This is a genomic window from Pseudomonas sp. AL03, from assembly GCF_029960815.1.
In the GTDB taxonomy this organism is placed as follows: Bacteria; Pseudomonadota; Gammaproteobacteria; order Pseudomonadales; family Pseudomonadaceae; genus Aquipseudomonas.
The window spans coordinates 223090-244422 of sequence record NZ_JASBRE010000002.1 but is presented as its reverse complement, the minus strand read 5'-3'; the positions used below and the strand labels follow the sequence as shown (position 1 = coordinate 244422).

The window sequence follows — 21333 nt, the reverse complement described above, 5'->3', positions numbered from 1 at the left end:
TAAATCCCATTCGATTCATATGCCCTGTTTTTTACATAAACAGGAGTCAGAACATGCAACCCACCGCAATCGATAGCAAAAGTAAAAACCATCAGGGCGAGCGCGTTGCGTTCATCCAGGCCTGCTGGCACAAAGAAATCGTCGATCAGAGCCGTAAGGGCTTTGTGGCCGAAATGATTGCTCAGGGTTATCAGGAGTCGGAGATCGACTTCTTCGAAGTCGGCGGCGCCTTTGAAATTCCGCTGCACGCCAAGCTGCTGGCCAAGTCCGGTCGTTATGCCGGCATCGTCGCGGCGGGTCTGGTGGTCGACGGCGGGATCTACCGCCACGAATTCGTCGCCCAGTCGGTGATCAGCGGCCTGATGCAGGTTCAGCTGGAAACCGAAGTGCCGGTATTCTCGGTAGTCCTGACCCCGCACCACTTCCATGCCGGCGAAGAACATCAGAAGTTCTTCTTCGAGCATTTCGTGCACAAAGGCCAGGAAGCAGCGAAGACGTGCGCGGATACGCTGCACAAGATGCGTGCATTGCGTCGTAGCGAACCGCGTGCGGTAGCCGTCTAAACAGCAAAACCTGTGGGAGCGAGCTTGCTCGCTCCCACATGGGTTTTATGTTGAGGCTGCGGTGTCTGTCAGGCCAGGTTTTCGTCGGTGGTCGGCACAATCAGGATCCCGGCGCGCAGGCCGTTTTTGACCTTGGGGTTCGGGAAGATGATCCGGGCACCCTCCTCCTCTATGATCCACCGGGTTTGGGCGATGTCTTCGGCCAGCAAATAGCCCACTTCCAACTCCGAAAAGTTCTCGATGTCCGCTGGCAGGTTCAGACGGAAGCTATCGCTGTGTTTGATGATTTCTCGCGCCACACTAAACAGCTGCAACCCGTCCAGCGCCTCTTCGGTCTGGGCCGGCTCGCTGCCTTCGATAATCTGTTTGAGGCGGGTTTCCAGCAGATCGACGTTGACCCCGTCGTTCTGCCCGAATGGCCGCGCCTTGCCCAGCTCCAGGGTAAAGGACTCGGCACCGAGCTTGTCGTAGGTGTAGGAACTGAAAACGATGGACGGCTTGTTCTGCAGCAGCACCGCTTCCATGCCGGCTGCACGCAGTCGCGCCAGTTCCAGGCGTGAATGCTGACGGCCTTCTTTCCAGGGATACAGTGCGAACTGCTCGATTTTCGAACCGCGAATGGCCGTGTGCAGGTCGTAGTGCAGACGATTACGGTCCGGCAAGCTGAAGAAGCTCGCCGCCAGCCGCTCCAGTTCACAAGCGCGCAGGGCTTCGGAGCCGCTGCTTTGTTCGTGACGGCCGTTGAACAACCGGTTGACGTCCTGCTCGATGAAACGCTCGCCTTTGCGAATCGCTTCCGGGTTGCCGAACAGGAACAGAATACGTGTGCGCGGTTTCAAGTCGCCGCGGGCGATGTCATGCAACAGGCGATCAAGCAATTCGATCGGCGCTGTTTCGTTGCCGTGGATGCCGGCCGATAGCAGCAGGTCCAGGCCTTGGTCGCTCGCTTGCGGTGGCCGGACTTCCAGCGCACCTTCGCTCAACCAGCGCATGCGCACGCCTTCGACAGTCAGTTGAGTCTTCTCCGCCGGTTCGCGGCCGGCGAGGGTCAGTTCAAGCAGTTTGCCGAGGGCGAGCATAGAGCGGTTTCCTTAGTGGTCGTGTGCGCAATCCGGGCCGTGCACGTGGTCTTCGTCACCGACTTCAGCCGGTTCCATTTCCAGTTGCAGACTTACCAGATTAGTCGCCAATGGGCGCAGCAGCAGGTTTGCGTACTCAGCGTCACCTTCTTCAACGTCCACGCCGATCAGCAGTTGGCCGCGGCCATCCTGCTGAATCCACAGCTCTTTGCCTTGCCACATGACCGCGACGCGGGTGCAGGAAGTTTCCAGTTGCGTGCCGTCGGTGTCTTCAAGGATCAGCTGCAGGGTATCGCTCATGTTTACGCTCTCGACTTTCAATTGATCTGGAATGGATAAACCGCGCCCAGTTTAAGGATTTGCGTCAGTTCATCCAGTGCCGTCCGGCACTCAAGCAGCAACTGCGGGTCCGCGAGATCGTTTTCGGTCATGCGGTCGCGGTAGTGCTTGTCGACCCATTCGGTCAGCGTGCCGTACAACGGTGCCGTCATGATAACCCCTGAGTTGACGGCCGCCAGTTCGGTTTCGTTGAGCGCGACGCGCAGTCGCAGGCAAGCCGGGCCACCGCCGTTCTGCATGCTCTGCTTCAAATCGAACACTTTCACTTCGCCAATCAGCCCGCCGGAGCTGGTCAAACCTTGCAGGTACTGCCAGACGCGCGCGTTGCCACGGCATTCTTCCGGCACGATCAACAGCATCGAGCCGTCAGGACGCGACAGCAGTTGGCTATTGAACAGGTAGGAACGAACGGCGTCTTCGACAGTTACCGCGGAACGAGGTACGCAGATCGACTGAAATTTCCCACCGACTTTGGCGAGTTTGCTTTGCAATTCAGCGAGCATCTGCTCGGTGTCGAGGAACGCATCCTCGTGATAGAACAGCACCTCGCCATTACCCACCGCGATCACATCGTTGTGGAACACGCCCTGATCGATCACCGAAGGGTTCTGCTGGGCGTAGACCACGCCGTCATCGCTCAAGCCGTGCAGGCGGACAACCGCCTGGGAGGCTTCGAGGGTCTGGCGGGCCGGGTATTTCTGCGGTGCCGGGTAACGGGTGTCGAACGCGCTGCGACCGAACACGAAGAACTCGACGCCAGCTTCGCCGTACTCACGGCAGAAACGGGTGTGGTTGGCTGCACCTTCGTCCCCGAACTGCGCCACGGCGGGCAATGCGGCGTGGTGTGCGAAGTGCTTCTGGTCAGCGAACATAGCCCCCAGCACGCGACTGGTGGTCGGGTGTTCGATGCTGCGGTGATATTTGCAGTTCAGGTTGGCCGCAGTGAAATGCACCCGGCCATCCGCGGTGTCGGCGCTCGGGCTGACGGTGGCGGCGTTGGCCACCCACATGCTCGATGCGGAGCAACTGGCAACCAGCAGCGGCATGGCTTCTTTGGCAGCTTGCTCGATCACCTGAGCGTCGGTGCCGCTGAAACCCAAGCGACGCAAGGCTGCCACGTCCGGGCGCTCCTGTGGTGCCAGCACGCCCTGCTGAAAGCCCATTTCCATCAGCGATTTCATTTTCGCCAGGCCTTGCAGCGCGGCTTCCTTCGGGTTCGAAGACTGCTGGCTGTTGCTCTGGGACGCGACATTGCCGTAGGACAGGCCGCCGTAGTTATGGGTCGGCCCCACTAGACCGTCAAAATTGACTTCATAGGATTTCATCAGCGAGGCTCCACGAGAATCTGTTGTTATAGGCATCAGTAAAAATGACTGGAATGCGAACTGTGTAGCAGCTGCCGCAGGCTGCGTTCGGCTGCGAAGCAGTCGCGATTGTGGTATCCACGATTCTGATTCAGAAACACCGGTATACCGATTTACGACTGCTACGCAGCCGAACGCAGCCTTCGGCAGCTGCTACATAATCCCTACGAAAGCTTCACGCCCGGGGTTAGCGCGGCAGGCAAGGTCAGGCTCGGCGTTTCCAGCGAAGCCACCGGGTATGCGCAGTAATCTGCCGCGTAGTAGGCGCTGGCTCGGTGGTTGCCCGAGGCGCCGACACCGCCGAATGGCGCGCTGCTTGCCGCACCGGTCAGCTGCTTGTTCCAGTTGACGATGCCAGCACGGCTTTCCAGCCAGAACTGCTGATAACGTGCTTCGGAATCCGATAGCAGACCGGCCGCCAGGCCATAGTCGGTGTCGTTGGCTTCAGCGATCGCCGCTTCAAAATCAGCGTAGCGGATCACTTGCAGCAGCGGGCCGAACAGCTCTTCATCAGGACGATCAGCCACGGCCGTCACGTCCAGAATGCCTGGGGTCAGCAAGGCGGCTTGAGCGTGTGGTTGAGTCATTTCCAGCAGCGCCACGGCGCCGTTGCCCAGCAGATGCTCTTGCGCATCCATCAGGGCTTTCGCAGCACCAAGGGAAATCACCGAGCCCATGAACGGTGCCGGTTGCTGATCAAACGCGCCAACTTCAATCGTCGAACTGACCGCCACCAGACGCGCCAGCAGTGTGTCGCCCCAGGCGCCCTGCGGCACCAGCAAACGGCGGGCACACGTGCAACGCTGACCGGCAGAAATGAACGCCGACTGGATGATGGTGTAAACGGCGGCATCGAGGTCTGCGACCTGATCAACGACCAGCGGGTTGTTACCGCCCATTTCCAGCGCGAGGATCTTGTCCGGACGACCGGCAAACTGCTGGTGCAGATGATTGCCGGTGCGGCTGGAACCGGTGAAGAACAAACCGTCGATGCCCGGGTTCGCCGCCAGGGCGATACCGGTTTCGCGCGCACCTTGCAGCAGGTTCAATACGCCTGCTGGCAGGCCGGCTTCGATCCAGCACTTGACGGTCAGCTCGGCGACTTTCGGCGTCAGCTCGCTTGGCTTGAACAGCACACTGTTACCGGCCAGCAGCGCCGGCACGATGTGACCGTTTGGCAAATGGCCAGGGAAGTTGTAAGGCCCGAACACCGCGACCACACCGTGTGGCTTGTGGCGCAGCACGGCGGTGGCGTCGCCCAGTGGGCCGCTCTTCTCGCCGGTACGTTCGCGGTAGCTCTGCACCGAGATCGCTATCTTGTTGACCATGCTGGTGACTTCGGTCGCCGCTTCCCACAAGGGTTTGCCGGTCTCCTCACCGATGGTGCGAGCCAATTCGTCAGCGTTGTTCTTCAGCGCGGCGGCAAAGGCTTCCAGCACGGTGATGCGTTCTTCCAGGGTACGTCGGGCCCAGCCCGGGAATGCCTGGCGTGCGGCTTGCACGGCCGATTCAACCTGAGCGGTGGTAGCGCCCTCGCCGGTCCACAGTACTTGCTGAGTGACCGGGTTCAGCGACTGAAAGGCTTCACCCTGGCCGGCCAGCCATTCACCTGCGATGTATAGCGAATTCATTATTTCGACTCCCTGGCAGCGGACAACGGAACGGCGCGCACTTGATCGCCGGCGTTGAGTTGAAGACGTTTGGCGGTCAGCGGATCGACCACCAGCGTGCCGGCGGCGAAACGTGCAGGCGCAGCAGTGATCCGGCAGTCATCGCGCTTGCGGTTATGAATGAGGAACGGTGTGGCGTCGTCACCCGGCGTGCCGATGGCCAGCACCAGCGCCTGGCTGTCGCGAACTGCGCGGATCTTGCCGGTTTCGCACTCCACCGCAGGACCGGCGTCGAAGATGTCGACGTAGCCCTGATAGCTGAAGCCTTCGCTTTTGAGCATGGCCAGGGCCGGCTCGGTGTCCGGATGAACCTGGCCGATCACGTTGCGCGCATCCGGCGACAGGAAGCAGGTGTACAACGGAAATTTCGGCATCAATTCGGCGATGAACGCCTTGTTGCCCACACCGGTCAGGTAATCGGCCTGGCTGAATTCCATCTTGAAGAAGTGTCGGCCCAGGCTTTCCCAGAACGGCGAACGCCCCGCTTCGTCAGACATGCCGCGCATCTCGGCGATGATCTTGTTGCCAAACAGCTGCGGGAACTCGGCGATGAACAGCATCCGCGCCTTGGCCAGCATTCGGCCGTTGAGGCCAGTGCGGTAGTCGGCGTGCAGGAACAGCGAGCACAGCTCGGAGTTACCGGTCAGGTCGTTGGCCAGGAACAGCGTCGGGATTTCGCGGTAGATGTTCAGTTCCTGGGAAGCGCTGACGGTCAGGCCAACCCGGAAGTTGTACCAAGGCTCACGCAGACCGACGGCACCGGCGATGGCGGAAATACCCACCACACGGCTGTCGTCGTCTTCGAGCACGAACAGGTAATCCGCATCACCGCGCCCGGCTTCGCCGCGGAAGGTCTTCTCGGCCCAGCCGACCCGATGGGCCAGACGTTCTTCATTGGCCGGCAACGTGGTCAGGCCGGTGCCGGTGCTGCGGGCCAGGTCGATCAGAGCGGGTAAATCGCTGCTGCGTACGGGACGAACGATCATGCTATCTCCTCAAACGGGCCGCTTGCGCCACCCGTGAAACTCGCTGCTTTCCAGGATTCTTTCCAGGCATTCTTTCCAGGCATGGCAGCAGGCGTTAAACCGCCACCAGGCGCACGCTGGCACCTTCACCGACACCCAGGGCTTCGGCCGCTTCAAGATCCAGGGTCACGGGTTTGCCCGGCGCGTAATCGAGCTCGAGCAAAACGGCGCGGTAATCCTGCAACTGGGCGTTGGCCACCAGGTACTGACGACCGGCGCCTTTGACCGGCTCGCCGATTTTCACCGGGACCACACGGCTCTGGGCGATCGAACGGATCCCCGAGACGCGGGCGTGCAAGGTCGGGCCGCCGTCGAAAATATCGATGTAATGATCGGTCTCGAAGCCTTCGCGCATCAGGATGTCGAAGGTGATCTGCGCCCGTGGGTGCACCTGTCCCATCGCCTCTTGAGCGGTGTCCGGCAGCAGCGGCACATAGATCGGGTAATGCGGCATCAGCTCGGCCAGGAACGTCCGGCTCTTCAGGCCGCACAGACGCTCGGCAGCGGCATAGTTGAGGTCGAAGAAGTTGCGGCCGATAGCATCCCAGAACGGCGAGTCGCCATTTTCATCGCTGTAACCGACGATCTCGGTCACCACCGAATCGGCAAAGCGTTCCGGATGGCTGGCCACGAACAACAAGCGACCACGGGAGTTGAGTTCCGACCAGGCCGAACCCACCAGCTCAGGCTGCACGTAAAAACTGGTCAGCAAGCTGTTGCCGGTCAGGTCGTGGCACTGGGAGAGCACGTGAATCTTGTTATGAATCTTCAGCTCGCGAGAGGCGTGCACAAAGGTTTCATTACGAAAACTGTAGAACGGCTCGGAATAACCGGCCGACGCAACGATAGCCGAACAGCCCACCAGTTTGCCGGTGGCGGTGTCTTCGAGGACGAAGAAATAGCTCTCTTCACCGTTGAAGCTGACCTCGGCGGCGAACGAGGCTTCGCTTGCTGCGATCTTGTCGCTCAGGCGTTCAACGTCATCCGGCAAGGAAGTGACACCAATCGGGCTGTCCGCAGCCAGACGCTGTACCTCGCCCAGATCAGCCATTTGCGCGGGGCGCATCACCAGCATGGTGTCACTCCTTTTCAAAACTCTTTTGAGGGAAATAAGCCGAACCCTTGTAGGAGCGAAGCTTGCTCGCGAAGGCGGTGTGTCAGCCGTTGATGACGGTGGCTGACACGACCCCTTCGCGAGCAAGCTTCGCTCCTACAGAGAGCGGGTCCGGCATAAAAATGGGTTCGACGCCTGAAATGTCAGGCGTCGACGGTCTATCAGGCTTGAGTCAGTTTGGCCGCAGCGCGTTCAAAACGGTCCAGACCGGCATCGACATCAGCGTCTTCAACCACCAGGCTTGGCGCGAAACGAACCACGTCGGGGCCGGCTTGCAGAATCATCAGGCCTTCTTTTTCAGCGGCGTTGAAGATGTCCTTGGCCTTGCCTTTCCAGGCATCGTTCAGCACGCAACCAATCAACAGGCCCATGCCACGGACCTGGGTGAACAGGCCGTACTTCTCACCGATCTGTTCCAGGCGAGCCTTGAACTTGTCGTGCTTGGCGTTGACGCCGGCCAGCACTTCAGGGGTATTAACCACGTCAATCACGGCTTCAGCGACAGCGCACGCCAGCGGGTTACCGCCATACGTGGTGCCGTGGGTGCCGACGACCAGGTGTTTGGCCAGGTCTTCGGTGGTCAGCATTGCCGCGATCGGGAAACCACCGCCCAGACTCTTGGCGCTGGTCAGGATGTCCGGCGTCACGCCGTAATGCTGGTAGGCGAACAGCTTGCCGCTGCGGCCCATGCCGGTTTGCACTTCGTCGAAGATCAGCAGCGCGTTGTGCTCGGTGCAGAGTTCGCGGGCACCTTGCAGATACTCGAGCTCAGCCGGGATGACACCACTCTCGCCCTGGATCGGTTCCAGGACCACAGCGCAAGTCTTGTCAGAAATAGCGGCTTTCAGCGCGGCCAGATCGTTGTACGGCACGTGGGTGATACCGGTGATCTTCGGACCGAAGCCATCGGAATACTTCGACTGACCACCGACGTTCACGGTGAACAGGGTACGACCGTGGAAGCTATTGAGCGCGGCGATGATTTCGTACTTCTCGCTGCCGAAACGATCGAAGCCGACGCGACGGGCCAGCTTGAAGGCGGCCTCGTTGGCTTCGGCTCCGGAGTTGCAGAAGAACGCGCGCTCGGCAAACGTAGCGTCGATCAGCTTATGCGCCAGGCGCAAGGCTGGCTCATTGGTGAAGACGTTGGACACGTGCCACAGCTTGTTCGCCTGCTCGGTCAAGGCACTGACCAGCGCCGGGTGCGCATGGCCCAATACGTTAACGGCAATCCCGCCGGCGAAGTCGATCAGCTCGCGGCCAGACTGGTCCCAGACGCGGGAACCGGCACCACGCACAGGGATGAAAGCGGCAGGCGCGTAGTTGGGAACCATTACCTGGTCGAAATCGGCGCGTTGTACCGCAGCGTGCTCAACGGACATCGGAGTCTCCTGATGAGGAACACTCGCCTGAAACTGGCGAGCTTGGTGAGGATTGTAAGGACAGTTTTCAGCCCGGCCTTGCCGCCAAGCGACAACTTCTTATAGCGCAAACACAGGTTTCGCCCGGGTTTACGGCAATGCGACAAATAGCGTCGCAAAGGCGCAGTTTAAACCGGCGGCACAGGTTATAGGCAGGCTTGTAGACCAGTGCGGTAAATATGTACCGCACACAGCCTTTCTTCGTCTGTTTTCCTTGGGTTCCATCCAAACGCTAAAGGACTAGCGATGAATCAGCACGAATTTGAGCTTGCCGCTCATCCGGACGCGCACTATCACCACGCGTTCAAAAATCTGCCCGACTGGGTATTGAAAGCATCGCCTGTGACGCTCAGCGCGCTAAAGAACGCCTCGCTGGAATTTCCTGACTGGCATGCCACTGCAACCCGTCAGCAACATCAATCGCTGAAATTGGCCAGCGGGGAACACTTGACCCTGCACAATCGCCTGGAGGCGATGCTGAACAAACTGAAAAACGCCCGGGACTTCGCCGAACCGCTTCTGAGCGACGCATTGAAAACCCGCTTCGGCCTCGACTTGGACGTCAAGACCACTTTCCTGCGCCTGTACGCTCCTCGGAACGTCCCGTGGCTCCCGATCAAATCCGGCGCCGCGCGCACCTGGACGGTATCGCTGCTCGATGCAGCCCTGCACAATTTTCAGCCTTCAGAAACCGAGCTGGGCGCTTACGAGTCCGCTTCGACGTTTATCACCGCGCCCTCGCCCACCGGTCACTTCAATACGTTACCGGCGATTAAACGCCAACTTTCTATTCAGAGCTTCACTCGGTTATGCCGGGAACTGGATATCGGTGGTCAGTACGAGGCGTACCTCAACGATAATCTGGGGGTGACCAATCCCGTGGCCGGCGCGGTAGTGAAATCGAAGGTCATCAAGACGCAAAAAGCTGCCCTGCAAACGGCCCTGCACCTGGCACACATTCGAAAGGACCTGCCGATCGACGCTTACCGTTCGATTCTCGGCATCGCACAAGACTGCGCGGGTACGCGGCTGGATGGCCAGCCAATGGAGTGTCATTACCTGACGATGATGTCTTCATTGTTGACTGGCATCGTCATTTTTTCGCCCAGACTTGAGTGCTCACGGCAGGCAAGGCGGATCATCGTCTATATCCCCGACGACCCGCAGCATCCGCTCAAACAGTACCCTGACGCACAGGCATTCTTGACGGAGCTGACCCGCAAGCTGCGCTCCCCCGCCTACCAGGCGTTCTTCAGCCGATTCGTCGGTCATCAGGAAAGAGCTTACTTTTTCGCCGATCTCGACCGCCGTCTCAGCACCGTTACCTGGCATCAGCGCGAGCACGGCGATCCCCTGCCCAGCTGGCTGGGCACACCGGTCGACAAGCCCAAACTGGATTTTTCGGTGAGCCCGATCAAAACCAACCTATGGACTCACCTTTATCACCAGCAACTGAACAAGATCCTCAATGATGCCCGCACCCTCGCCGTCTCCACCGCCCGCGCCGATCGAAACGCTCGATGGGCGTGGTGGGACGCCTTCAGCAAAATCGCCACTGCAATTCTTGAAGTGGCATCGTTCATTGCCCTGCCATTTGTTCCGCCGATGGGTGAGTTGATGCTGGCCTACATGGCCTATCAGGTACTGGACGACACCTTCGAAGGCATTGTCGACTGGGCAGAAAGCCTGAAAACCGAAGCTTTCGGGCATTTGATGAGCATCATTGAGACGGTGACTCAGCTCGGAACATTCGCGGTGGGCGGCGCCATGGCTGCCGGTGCGTTCAACCGCCTGTTGTCTCGCAAAGCAGTAGCGCTGATTTCGCCGCTCAAACCCGTCGAAACTGCCGGAGGCCGAACCCGGTACTGGAAGCCGGATCTCGCGCCTTATGAGCAATCAGTTACGTTGCCAACCGAAGCCAAACCCGATCAGCTAGGCCTGTATCAGCATGAGGGCAAAGCGCTGCTGCGCCTCGAAGATAAGCTCTATGCCGTAAAACCGGTTAGTGAGACTGGCCGATTTCAAATCCAGCATCCGCACCGAGCCGATGCTTATCAGCCACCCCTGCGTCACAACGATCATGGCGCCTGGCAGACAGCGCTGGACCAACCCTTGACGTGGGACCGGGAAACCGTGATGCGCCGCCTCGGCCACTGCGTCGAGTCGTTCAGCAGTGCCGAACGCGAACAAGTCCTGCGCATCAGTGGCTTCCACGACAATGTAGTGCGCGAGACTCACGTCGAGAACCATCGCCCACCTTCACTGCTGACCGACACGATCAAGCGCTTCAAAGTCGATCGTGATATTCAGGCGTTGATTGAACAGGCCGATAGTGACCATCCCGAACGCTATCAGGCACTGAATCATCGACTGTCGCTGTTCGAATCTCGCTACCGTGAACTTGAAAAAACCGATGACCGTCAGGTCCAGCTACTGCTTGGCGAAATTCAGGGGCTACCGACAGATATTGCACAAGAACTGGTGAGCAACGCATCCGGCATCGAGCTAAAGCAGCTACACAACGGTCGAGTCCCTCAACGCCTCAAGGATGTGGCAGTCAAAGCCATGGAGGCGGTGCGTGTGGCCAGAGCCTATGAAGGGTTTTACCTGGAAGACATGGACACGACGGACACTCATCGACTGGCGTTGCATAGCCTTGAATCGTTGCCTGGCTGGCCCGCTGGTCTGCGCATCGAAGTCAGGGATTTTTCTTATGACGGGACACTGCGCGACAGCATTGGCCAGCCCGACACGCCAATCCTCAGAACATTGGTTCGGGCAGACGACGGCACCTATCAGGTCCATGAAAACAATGAGCAACCCGGCGATTTTTATCACGCCCTCCTGCAGGCGTTGCCGGAGGCCGAGCGCGCTGCGCTGGGTCTTGGCGCCGAAGACAGCCAAGTGCTCAAGCAACGCATTGCCGAACACGCGGTGAATAGACCGCAGTTGCGCACGCTGTTCGCAAAAAACCCGCGTCGAAAACCCTTCTATGACCCGACGACCATGCGCCTGCCCGGTGGCACGCAGGGTTACGGTCGCAGCAACCGATCTACACCAACGCTTGATGACAGGGTTCGCGAAGTTTATCCCAGCCTGACTCAGGAACAGCTGCGCTCCGTCGTCTCCAATCTACAGCGTCACCCCGACGGCGCTCGCATGGAGCTGTCACGGCTGGCCAGTGAACTCCATGTACTGCATGGGGATCTTGAGCGATGGACAAGGGACGCCCCCACCGCCCACCGTGAAACCGGGCTCCCACTGAGCGATCTGGAACAACAGGCAGTGCGCCACAATCGGCGGTTGCTGGCCCAGGAAATCCAGCGCAGCTGGCGACGGCAGTCCGAGCGCGACCTCGATGCGCCGGATGGCACCGAGCGGTATGTGCTGCGATTCGGTGAAGCGATCCCGGGCGACCTGCCGAACCTGACGGCCGATTTCAGCCACGTGTCGTCCCTTGTCCTTGACGGCAGTCATGCCGTGCATGGGGTGCCTGGCTTTTTGCAGCACTTCACCGGTCTTCGCCGATTGGAATTACGCCGTTTCATCCTGGGTACGCTTCCCGATGCCATCGGGCAAATGGTGAATCTGGAAACATTGATCCTCAGCGATTGCGGAATCAATTTCGATACCATCGCCGGGTCAAAACTGTCTTCAATGAAAAAAATGGCCATGCTGGATCTCTACCGGAATCCGGTTGAAGGTGTACCCAGCATCGAAACAATGCCTGACCTCGTTCATCTGGATCTGAGCGATACCGGGCTGACGGAAATACCTGCCAGTACCTTGCAACATGCCAGGCTCAACACCCTCATGTTGATGAACAACAACATCAGTGAGTTGCCTCCCGGATTCTTCGACAGCCCAGTGTATGAGAAACGCGGCGTGCACCTTTCGCAGAATCCGCTCAGCGATCAGGCAAGGGAACTGATCAAGCAGCAGTACTTCGAGACCTCCTTCGATCTGGGCGTTTTCGCACCCGAGGCGGATATAGCGCGAGCCAGGGCGCTTTTTCCAAACCTGGAAGTCGAAGAGGCGAGCGACTATGTGTACGAGCTGCCGGGCACATTGGCAGACGGCCGAATAGAGCTGACAAGGCTGGAAGCGGAGCTCGCACAGCTGAGCATCGATCTGGCTGCATGGACAGCCGACTTGCCGCCTCTGCACCCACAAACCGGTGAACCGTTCAGTGAACAGCAACGGCTTATCGAGCACACCAACCGTGACGAATTCAAACAGTTACTGGAGCGATGCTGGCGTATTGAGACGGACCAGGATGATTTCGATGACGCACTTGAGCCAACCTTCGAACTGATCATCAGCCCGCGGATCAACGGGGAACTTCCCACCCTCAATGCTGACTTCAAGCATGTGTCGGCGCTGGAACTGGAAAGTTCCGACGGCGTGACGCGCATTGGACAATTCCTGAAGTCGTTCCCCAATCTGAAAAGTCTGCGGCTGCGCGAGTGTGACCTGGGCAACATTCCTGACGCCGTGTTCACGATGGGCCGCTTGCGCTCACTGTCACTTTTCAATTGCCGCATCAGCTTGTCAGCGGAGTCGGCAAACGCATTGGCGGGAATGGAACATCTCGACTACCTCGATTTGAGTTTCAACCCACTGGGACGATCACCCGATCTGAGCCAAATGCCGGACCTCGCGACAGTTCTGTTGCATGACACTGGCATCAGCGAAATACCCAACGCCCTGCTGCAGATGACTGAACTGGATTGGGCAGACCTGAGCACCAACTCAATCACCGACGTCCCGAGCGACATCATGGAATTACCGGTGGACGTGGCGGAGAACATTAGCCTTCGAGGCAATCCGTTTACCGAGCAAGCCCTGCTACGACTGATCGACTACTACCAGAATACGGGCGTGGACTTCGGCGTGGAAGACGTGATAAATCGCGGCGAGATGCAGATATCGTCTTCGCAAGGGTCCGAAGTCGACGAGTAAGGCGCGTTTGTAAGGAATCACCCACGCTCGGACGGCACCGACGACAATTCGAACGGGCTGCTGCTGCGCCGCTGGTTGCGATCTTCCCGCGGCGTGGCGCCGAAGAAGTTGCGGTAGGCGCTGGAGAAGTGCGGCCCCGAAGAGAAGCCACACGACAGGCCGATCTGGATGATCGACTTGCTGGTTTGCATCAACATCTGTCGGGCCTTGTTCAGGCGCAATTCCAGGTAATACTGGCTCGGCACGCGGTTGAGGTATTGCTTGAAAATCCGCTCCAACTGCCGACGGGACACGCACACATGCTGGGCGATTTCGTCGGTGGTCAGCGGTTCTTCGATGTTGGCTTCCATGAGCAACACCGCTTGGGTGAGCTTCGGATGGCTGGAACCGAGACGGTTCTGCAGCGGAATGCGTTGGCGTTCGCCGCCTTCGCGGATGCGCTCGACCACCAGTTCTTCGGACACGGCACCGGCGAGCTCGGCGCCGTGGTCGCGGGCCAGCACGGCCAACAACAGATCCAGAACCGACAGGCCGCCGCACGCGGTCAGGCGATCGCGATCCCAGTCGAACAGATGACTGGTGGCGATGACTTTAGGGAAACGTTCGGTGAAATCGTCCTGCCAGCGCCAATGCACCGCTGCGCGGTAACCGTCGAGCAAACCCAGTTGAGCCAACGGGTAAACACCGGCAGACAAACCGCCTATCACACAGCCAGCACGCACCAGTTGTTTCAGCGCACTGCTGAGTGCCGGCGCGAGTGAGGTTTGCGGCTCATCGGCGAGCAGGAATAGTTTCTGGAAGTTTTCGAGCTTGCCGGCCCACGGTTCACCCGGCAATTGCCAGGCGCCTTCGGTCGGCGGTTCGGCCTGCAAAAACGACAGCTCGTAGACTACGTCCGGATGCACACGCTGGGCAACACGCAAGGCCTCCTCAGCCAGCGCAAGCGTCAGTGCTTTAGTGCTGGGCCAAATCAGGAAACCAATTCGATGGGCAGTCATGGCGAGCAATCCGAAACGAAAACAGTGTTAGAAGCCGAAAGCGGCTGCAACCAAATTAGACCATCTGGCACGCGGGCGCAGCATGACCTAATTGGGTGCGTAACGGGAGCGATTACTTCAGGCTGCCCGAGAGGAATTGTTGCAAGCGTTCGGACTGTGGATTGACCAGCACCTCACGCGGGTTGCCGTTTTCTTCGACGACACCTTTGTGCAGGAACACCAGCTGGTTCGACACTTCACGGGCGAAGCCCATTTCGTGCGTCACCACCACCATGGTCCGGCCTTCCAGCGCCAGGGCCTGCATGACTTTCAGCACGTCGCCGACCAGTTCCGGGTCGAGTGCCGACGTCGGTTCGTCGAACAGCATCACCTCAGGTTCCATCGCCAGTGCACGGGCAATTGCGACACGCTGTTGTTCACCGCCAGACATGTGGCCCGGGTAAGCATCTTTACGATGCGCCACGCCGACCTTGTTCAGGTAGTGTTCGGCCTTCTCGCGGGCTTCGGCCTTGGACATGCCGAGCACGTGGACCGGCGCTTCCATAATGTTTTCCAGCGCGGTCATGTGCGACCACAGATTGAAATGCTGGAACACCATCGACAGGCGCGAACGCATGCGTTGCAGCTGTTTCGGGTCGGCTGCCTTCAGTGCGCCGTCCTTGTTGGCGACCAGTTTCAGCTCTTCGTTGTTGAGCAGAATCTTGCCCGCGTGCGGCTGCTCCAGCAGGTTGATGCAGCGCAGGAAGGTACTTTTGCCGGAGCCACTGGAGCCGATGATGCTGATCACATCGCCAGCCGCCGCTTTCAGGGACACGCCCTTGAGCACTTCGTGACTGCCATAGCGCTTATGCAGGTCTTGGACTTCAAGTTTGTACATGCGGTCGGTTCTCACAAAAACAGTCAGTCAGTCGTTGAGCAGGCGCCCGTGACGCAGCGCTTCGCGCCCCGCCACCTTGGCCAGCCAGAAACCGGGTTGGGCATAACGCAGCCGTTCAATGGCAAACAGCACCCCGGACGTACCAGCACACACCGTGCTGACCCGATCCGATAACGGATCGATCACTTCGAAAATCTCGTCGCCGGCTTCAATCCATTCACCGGGTTTACGCAAATAACTGATCACGCCAGGGTGTGGCGCGAACAACAATTCGGTGCCTTCGAACGGCATGCCCTCGCAAGCGTCTTGCGCAGGTTTTGGCCATTCGCCGCTGATCAGGCCTTGCTCGGCGAGGAACGCCAGAATGCCTTCGGCGTAAGCACAGGCTTCCGCGCGCCCCGTGTCGGCCTGACCACCCAGCTCAATGGTAGTCGCCAGGCAGGCCAGTGGAATCTTCGCCTCTGGGAACAGACGCGACAGACGCAACCACGGCAGCGAACAAGCTTCGTCGAATGAACTGCCGCCGGAATCTTCCGCCAGCAGACCTACTTTCACATTCAGGTGCGCGGCGAGCGAACGCCATTGCGGCCAGTGTTGCGGCAAGGCATACATGTGCAGCGCCGCTTCGGCGTCGCAATGCAGATCCAGCACCACATCAGCGGTGCAGGCATGACTGAGCAAAATGCGCTGCATGCCTTGCAACTGGCTGGCGGCGGGCGGCAATGCGGCGAGCACATCGGTCATCGTCTGACGGATCAGCTGAATATTGGCGTGCGGATCATCACCCAGGCGCCCTTCCAGCTCGGTGGCCACTGGCGCGCTCAGCTCGACGAAATCCCGGTTGAAGTTCTTGCCGCTGCCCGCTTCGAAACGCCCTTGATGATTGCCCTGAAGCAGTTGGCCGAGGCCCAGTGGATTGGCCACCGGCACCAGTTCGATCACACCGTTCAGCAAGCCTTGGGCTTCGAGTTCAGTCAGGCGCTTTTTCAGCTCCCAGGCCGTGCGCATGCCCGGCAACTCATCGGCGTGCAGGCTGGCCTGGATGTAAGCCTTGCGCCCGCCACTGCGCTCCCTATTACCGAAACAGAACACCGAAATCTGGCGTTCGCTACCCAGGTGGCTCCACGGCAATGAATGATCGATGCGTTCCATATCAGTGCTTCCGCGGGGCCAGATAGCCCAGCCAGCGGCGCTCGGCCAGTTTGAACAGCTTCACCAGAATGAAGGTCAGGCACAGGTAGAACACACCCGCGGTGATGTACGCCTCGAACGGCAAGTAGAACTGAGCATTGACCGTACGCGCGGCACCGGTGATGTCGATCAGGGTCACGATCGACGCCAGACTGGTGGTCTGCAGCATCATGATCACTTCGTTACTGTACTGCGGCAGCGCCCGGCGCAGGGCCGACGGCAGCAGGATCCGCTTGTACATTTTGTAGCGTGACATGCCCATCGCCTTGGCGGCTTCGATCTCACCGTTCGGCGTGGCCCGCAGGCTGCCGGCGATGATTTCGGCCGTGTAGGCGCTGGTGTTGATCGCGAAGGCCAGGGACGCACAGAACGTGGCGCTGGACAGCCACGGCCAGAGGAAGCTTTCACGTACAGCTTCGAACTGCGCCAGACCGTAGTAGATCAAAAACAGCTGCACCAGCATCGGCGTGCCGCGGATCACGTAGGTGAAGAGCCAAGCCGTCATGTTGACGACTGCATTCTTGGAGACGCGCATCAGCCCCAACGGCAAGGCCGCCAGCAGACCGAAAAACAGCGACAGCGCAAGCAATTTTAGGGTGGTCACCAAACCGCCGAAGTACAGCGGCAAGGCCTCCCAAATGACGTTGTAGTCGAAGATCATAGATCAGCCGCCCTTACGCCTACCGAGTAGCGCTTCTCAAGGTGACGCAATGCCAGCAACGAGACACTGGTGATCACCAGGTACATCGCCGCCACTGCGAGGAAGAAGGTGAAAGGCTCGCGGGTAGCATCTGCCGCCTGCTTGGCCTTGAACATCATGTCTTGCAGACCCACCACCGAAATCAGCGCGGTGGCCTTGGTCAGTACCAGCCAGTTGTTGGTAAAGCCCGGAATCGCCAGGCGAATCATCTGCGGGACCAACACCCGGAAGAACACCTGAAAACTGCTCATGCCATACGCCATGCCGGCTTCGGCCTGCCCCTTCGGAATCGCCATGAAGGCGCCGCGGAAGGTTTCCGACAGGTACGCACCGAAGATGAAGCCCAGGGTGCCGATACCGGCGGCCAACGGGTTCAGGTCGATGTAGTCGTCAAAACCGAGCATCGGTGCGACGCGGTTGAGCAGGTCCTGACCACCGTAGAAAATCAACAGAATCAGCACCAGGTCGGGAATCCCGCGGATCACCGTGGAATACAGGTCGCCCAGCCAGGCCAGCCAGCGAATCGGGGACAGACGCAGCGCAACGCCGATCAGACCCAGAACAACGGCCAAGACCATGGACGACAAGGCGAGCTGAAGCGTCAGCCATGCGCCATCGAGGATGACAGCCCCGTAGCCTTTCAACATGATTCAGGTCCTCGAAAGTTGGGATGAAAAAATGGCGCAAACCTCAGAGATCCTGTTGCTTGCGCCATTTCGGACTTGTCGCCGGGACTGTTACTTGCCGTAGATATCGAAGGCGAAGTACTTGTCCTGGATTTGCTTGTACTTGCCGCTCTCGCGAATGGCAGTGATCGCGGTGTTGATCTTGTCTTTCAGCGCGTCACCCTTGCGAACCGCGATACCCACGCCGTCGCCGAAGTATTTGACGTCGGTGAAGGCTGGGCCAACGAAGGCGAAACCTTTGCCGGCGTCGGTTTTCAGGAAACCGTCATCCAGCAGCGTAGCGTCTGCCACGGTGCCGTCGAGGCGGCCGGCAGCGACGTCGAGATAAATTTCGTTCTGCGAACCGTAAGGCTTGATCTCGGCACCCAGCGGGGCCAGGACTTCACGGGCGAAACGCTCGTGGATCGAACCACGTTGCACGCCGATGTTTTTGCCCTTGAGCTCAGCCAGGCTGTCGCTGACTGGCGTGCCGGCCTTCATGACCAGGCGAGCCGGGGTGTTGTAGTACTTGTTGGTGAAGTCCACGGACTTCTTGCGGTCTTCAGTGATCGACATGGACGACAGGATCGCGTCGATCTTGCGCACTTTGAGTGCCGGGATCAGACCGTCGAACTCTTGCTCGACCCATACGCACTTGACCTTCATCTCTTCGCACAGAGCGTTGCCGATGTCGTAGTCGAAACCAACGATGCTGCCGTCCGGCGCTTTGGAAGCGAACGGAGGGTAAGCCGCTTCGATACCAATTTTCAGAGGCTTTTCATCGGCAAAAGTCGGCAGGGACAGCACGGACAGTGCCAGGGCGCCAAGCAGCACGAGTTTCTTCATCTTGGGACTCCATCGGTAAAGGGCTAAAACGGCAGAGTGAGCGACAGCCCAATATGCGAGTGAGTAAAACCGCAAAGCGATGCTGCGTCGTAGGAATCGCGTGTTTTTTTTCAACGCGAGCAACAACGAGCGAGTGATCGGCATTCTAACGACAGGCCCGAAGCCGATATTTCTTCAATGCGACAACTAATTACACAAGCACCGAGAAAGTCGTTTGGGCGCGTTGACAGCCTTGAAATTTCATGCAGGAGAAAAAGACAGTAAACCGATCTATGCTGCAATTTGCGGGCCTATTATTGGCAAACCCTTCTAATCCGGCAAGCGCAGCGTTGGGTCTTATTTTAATGGGGGGCTGGAGAGGCCCGATGATGGGGCTTTGCGTTTCCCAATGCCCCGTATGGGAGCGAACGGTTACACATTCAGTTACTTGAAGAGTGGCGGGTAACAGTGGGAAATCGCCTACAGGTGAAGCCGATAATTATTGGCTCCCCGATCAGTACGAAAAAACCCCGCCGGGCGTAATGCCGGGCGGGGCTTCGATGACTCAGGAACGGCGGGTTAAGCGACGTTCATGGTCTTGTGTTCATCAATCAAATGCTGCACCACGCCCGGATCCGCCAAGGTGGAGATATCCCCCAACCCATCGTATTCAGCCGTAGCAATCTTGCGCAGAATCCGGCGCATGATTTTGCCCGAACGCGTTTTCGGCAGGCCCGGTGCCCACTGGATGACATCCGGCGAGGCAATCGGACCGATCTCTTTACGGACCCAGTTTTTCAGTTCCAGGCGCAGTTGCTCGCTCGGCTCTTCGCCACCAATCAACGTGACATAGACATAGATGCCCTGCCCTTTGATGTCGTGTGGCACACCGACCACGGCCGCTTCGGCGACTTTCGGGTGGGCGACCATCGCGCTTTCGATCTCGGCGGTCCCCATGCGGTGACCGGACACGTTGAGCACGTCATCCACGCGACCGGTAATCCAGTAGTAACCGTCTTCGTCACGACGCGCACCGTCACCGGTGAAGTACATGCCGCGGAACGTCTTGAAGTAGGTATCGACGAAGCGGTCATGGTCGCCATACAGCGTGCGCGCCTGACCTGGCCACGAATCGAGAATCACCAGGTTGCCCTCGGCAACGCCTTCGATGATGTTACCCAGGTTATCCACCAACGCGGGTACCACGCCGAAGAATGGTCGTGCAGCAGAACCCGGCTTGAGCGCGTGCGCACCCGGCAGCGGGCTCATCAGGGTCGCGCCGGTTTCGGTCTGCCACCAAGTGTCGACGATCGGGCAACGGGACTGGCCAACGTTCTTGTAATACCAATCCCACGCTTCCGGGTTGATCGGCTCGCCGACCGAACCCAACAAACGCAAACTGCTGCCATCGGCGCCTTCCACGGCAGCCTTGCCCGACGCCATCATCGCGCGGATTGCGGTGGGGGCGGTGTAGAGAATGTTGACTTTATGCTTGTCGACGATTTTCGCCACCCGGGTGATGTCCGGGTAGTTCGGCACGCCTTCGAACAGCAAGGTGGTCGCGCCATTGGCCAGGGGGCCATAGACAATATAGGTGTGGCCAGTGACCCAACCGACATCGGCGGTGCACCAATAGACTTCGCCCGGACGGTAGTCGAAAACGCGCTCGTGGGTCATCGCCGCGTACAACAAGTAACCGCCGGTGGTGTGCTGCACGCCCTTCGGCTTACCGGTCGAACCGGAGGTATAAAGGATGAACAGCGCCTCTTCAGCACCCATTTCTTTCGGCGCGCACACAGTGCCCGCCACTTTCATCAGGTCTTCGTACCAGATGTCGCGATGCTGGTTCCACTTGATGTCGCCACCGGTGCGCTTGCACACAATGACTTTCTGAATGCTGCTGGTTTCCGGGTTGGTCAGCGCGTCGTCGACGTTGGACTTGAGCGGGATCTTCTTGCCGGCACGAATACCTTCGTCGGCAGTGATCACTACTTTGGATTTGCAGTCGATAATCCGGCCGGCCAGGGCTTCCGGCGAGAAACCACCGAACACTACCGAGTGAATCGCGCCGATCCGGGTACACGCCAGCATGGCGACCACGGCTTCGGGGATCATCGGCATATAGATAGTCACCACGTCGCCGCGATGCACATCCTGGCCGCGCAGGGCGTTGGCGAACTTGCAGACTTGTTCGTGCAGCTCGCGGTAGGTGATGTTGCGGCTTTCGGCAGGGTCATCCCCTTCCCAAATAATCGCGATTTGGTCGCCGCGCTCGGCCAGATGACGGTCGAGGCAGTTGTAGGAAACGTTCAGGGTGCCGTCGGCGAACCATTTGATGTCGACATGGTGATCATCGAAGGAAGTCTGTTTCACCGTGGTGAAAGGCTTGATCCAGTCGAGGCGCTTGGCTTGCTCGCGCCAGAAGCCATCCGGGTTGACGACGGACTGCTGGTACATGGCCTTGTAGGTTGCCTCGTCGGTCAGCGTGTTGGCCGCTACCTCGGGACGAACGGGATACAGAGAAGCCGCACTCATCTTTC

General features: G+C 59.1%; 16 protein-coding genes. 2 read left to right on the top strand and 14 right to left on the bottom strand.

All coding sequences use genetic code 11. The features are described from left to right. The first annotated feature begins 53 nt into the window (after positions 1 to 53). Positions 54 to 563, top strand: coding sequence for a 6,7-dimethyl-8-ribityllumazine synthase (locus QK293_RS03220; RefSeq protein WP_007943897.1), 510 nt, complete (start codon positions 54 to 56; stop codon positions 561 to 563). Positions 564 to 631: 68 nt separating this feature from the next. On the opposite strand, the gene astE is transcribed toward QK293_RS03220, so the two are convergent. The 7 genes from astE to QK293_RS03185 form a co-directional block, all read right to left on the bottom strand. Continuing rightward, the gene (gene astE / locus QK293_RS03215; RefSeq protein ID WP_282375589.1) at positions 632 to 1642 is read right to left on the bottom strand and encodes a succinylglutamate desuccinylase; all 1011 of its coding nucleotides are present in this window, start codon (positions 1640 to 1642) and stop codon (positions 632 to 634) included. 12 nt (positions 1643 to 1654) lie between these two features. Then, positions 1655 to 1942 carry a hypothetical protein gene (locus QK293_RS03210; RefSeq protein ID WP_033056735.1) on the bottom strand — a complete coding sequence of 96 codons (288 nt, stop codon included), beginning with the start codon at positions 1940 to 1942 and terminating at the stop codon, positions 1655 to 1657. A gap of 17 nt (positions 1943 to 1959) precedes the next feature. Beyond that, positions 1960 to 3306 (bottom strand): N-succinylarginine dihydrolase, encoded by a 1347-nt coding sequence (gene astB / locus QK293_RS03205; protein WP_282375585.1) that lies wholly within the window; start codon positions 3304 to 3306, stop codon positions 1960 to 1962. Positions 3307 to 3509: 203 nt separating this feature from the next. Beyond that, positions 3510 to 4979: a succinylglutamate-semialdehyde dehydrogenase gene (gene astD / locus QK293_RS03200; protein ID WP_282375763.1), complete on the bottom strand. Its 1470-nt coding sequence runs from the start codon at positions 4977 to 4979 to the stop codon at positions 3510 to 3512. Further along, positions 4976 to 6001: an arginine N-succinyltransferase gene (astA, locus tag QK293_RS03195; protein WP_282375584.1), complete on the bottom strand. Its 1026-nt coding sequence runs from the start codon at positions 5999 to 6001 to the stop codon at positions 4976 to 4978. The genes astD and astA overlap by 4 nt, the downstream gene beginning before the upstream one ends. A gap of 94 nt (positions 6002 to 6095) precedes the next feature. Further along, positions 6096 to 7115, bottom strand: a complete 1020-nt coding sequence (gene aruF / locus QK293_RS03190) for an arginine/ornithine succinyltransferase subunit alpha (protein ID WP_282375582.1) — start codon at positions 7113 to 7115, stop codon at positions 6096 to 6098. 200 nt (positions 7116 to 7315) lie between these two features. Beyond that, a complete protein-coding gene (locus tag QK293_RS03185; RefSeq protein ID WP_282375579.1) occupies positions 7316 to 8536 on the bottom strand; it encodes an aspartate aminotransferase family protein in 1221 nt (406 codons plus the stop codon). Between the two features lie 285 nt (positions 8537 to 8821). Here QK293_RS03185 and QK293_RS03180 point away from each other — a divergent pair, with 285 nt between their 5' ends. Beyond that, positions 8822 to 13537, top strand: coding sequence for a DUF6543 domain-containing protein (locus QK293_RS03180; protein WP_282375577.1), 4716 nt, complete (start codon positions 8822 to 8824; stop codon positions 13535 to 13537). Between the two features lie 17 nt (positions 13538 to 13554). Here QK293_RS03180 and argR read toward each other — a convergent pair whose 3' ends face one another. The 7 genes from argR to acs form a co-directional block, all read right to left on the bottom strand. Then, positions 13555 to 14535, bottom strand: a complete 981-nt coding sequence (argR, locus tag QK293_RS03175; protein ID WP_282375575.1) for a transcriptional regulator ArgR — start codon at positions 14533 to 14535, stop codon at positions 13555 to 13557. Between the two features lie 112 nt (positions 14536 to 14647). Next, positions 14648 to 15412, bottom strand: coding sequence for an ATP-binding cassette domain-containing protein (locus QK293_RS03170; protein ID WP_282375573.1), 765 nt, complete (start codon positions 15410 to 15412; stop codon positions 14648 to 14650). A gap of 27 nt (positions 15413 to 15439) precedes the next feature. Then, positions 15440 to 16564 (bottom strand): M14 family metallopeptidase, encoded by a 1125-nt coding sequence (locus QK293_RS03165; RefSeq protein WP_282375570.1) that lies wholly within the window; start codon positions 16562 to 16564, stop codon positions 15440 to 15442. 1 nt (position 16565) lies between these two features. Further along, positions 16566 to 17264, bottom strand: coding sequence for an ABC transporter permease (locus tag QK293_RS03160; protein WP_282375566.1), 699 nt, complete (start codon positions 17262 to 17264; stop codon positions 16566 to 16568). Further along, complete coding sequence (locus QK293_RS03155) at positions 17261 to 17950, bottom strand: ABC transporter permease (protein WP_282375564.1); 690 nt, start codon at positions 17948 to 17950, stop codon at positions 17261 to 17263. Before QK293_RS03155 ends, QK293_RS03160 begins: the two co-directional genes overlap by 4 nt. Before the next feature lie 90 nt (positions 17951 to 18040). Next, complete coding sequence (locus QK293_RS03150; protein ID WP_282375563.1) at positions 18041 to 18814, bottom strand: ABC transporter substrate-binding protein; 774 nt, start codon at positions 18812 to 18814, stop codon at positions 18041 to 18043. 558 nt (positions 18815 to 19372) lie between these two features. Continuing rightward, the gene (gene acs, locus QK293_RS03145) at positions 19373 to 21328 is read right to left on the bottom strand and encodes an acetate--CoA ligase (protein ID WP_282375561.1); all 1956 of its coding nucleotides are present in this window, start codon (positions 21326 to 21328) and stop codon (positions 19373 to 19375) included. Positions 21329 to 21333: the final 5 nt, after the last annotated feature.

What these genes read in the sequence shown, in the direction of transcription:
- QK293_RS03220 (WP_007943897.1), top strand. Translation starts at nt 54, where the DNA reads ATGCAACCCACCGCAATCGATAGCAAAAGTAAAAACCATCAGGGCGAG.
- QK293_RS03150 (WP_282375563.1), bottom strand. Translation starts at nt 18,814, where the DNA reads ATGAAGAAACTCGTGCTGCTTGGCGCCCTGGCACTGTCCGTGCTGTCC.
- QK293_RS03180 (WP_282375577.1), top strand. Translation starts at nt 8,822, where the DNA reads ATGAATCAGCACGAATTTGAGCTTGCCGCTCATCCGGACGCGCACTAT.
- argR (WP_282375575.1), bottom strand. Translation starts at nt 14,535, where the DNA reads ATGACTGCCCATCGAATTGGTTTCCTGATTTGGCCCAGCACTAAAGCA.
- QK293_RS03165 (WP_282375570.1), bottom strand. Translation starts at nt 16,564, where the DNA reads ATGGAACGCATCGATCATTCATTGCCGTGGAGCCACCTGGGTAGCGAA.
- acs (WP_282375561.1), bottom strand. Translation starts at nt 21,328, where the DNA reads ATGAGTGCGGCTTCTCTGTATCCCGTTCGTCCCGAGGTAGCGGCCAAC.
- QK293_RS03155 (WP_282375564.1), bottom strand. Translation starts at nt 17,950, where the DNA reads ATGTTGAAAGGCTACGGGGCTGTCATCCTCGATGGCGCATGGCTGACG.
- QK293_RS03210 (WP_033056735.1), bottom strand. Translation starts at nt 1,942, where the DNA reads ATGAGCGATACCCTGCAGCTGATCCTTGAAGACACCGACGGCACGCAA.
- QK293_RS03160 (WP_282375566.1), bottom strand. Translation starts at nt 17,264, where the DNA reads ATGATCTTCGACTACAACGTCATTTGGGAGGCCTTGCCGCTGTACTTC.
- QK293_RS03185 (WP_282375579.1), bottom strand. Translation starts at nt 8,536, where the DNA reads ATGTCCGTTGAGCACGCTGCGGTACAACGCGCCGATTTCGACCAGGTA.
- astE (WP_282375589.1), bottom strand. Translation starts at nt 1,642, where the DNA reads ATGCTCGCCCTCGGCAAACTGCTTGAACTGACCCTCGCCGGCCGCGAA.
- aruF (WP_282375582.1), bottom strand. Translation starts at nt 7,115, where the DNA reads ATGCTGGTGATGCGCCCCGCGCAAATGGCTGATCTGGGCGAGGTACAG.
- astA (WP_282375584.1), bottom strand. Translation starts at nt 6,001, where the DNA reads ATGATCGTTCGTCCCGTACGCAGCAGCGATTTACCCGCTCTGATCGAC.
- QK293_RS03170 (WP_282375573.1), bottom strand. Translation starts at nt 15,412, where the DNA reads ATGTACAAACTTGAAGTCCAAGACCTGCATAAGCGCTATGGCAGTCAC.
- astB (WP_282375585.1), bottom strand. Translation starts at nt 3,306, where the DNA reads ATGAAATCCTATGAAGTCAATTTTGACGGTCTAGTGGGGCCGACCCAT.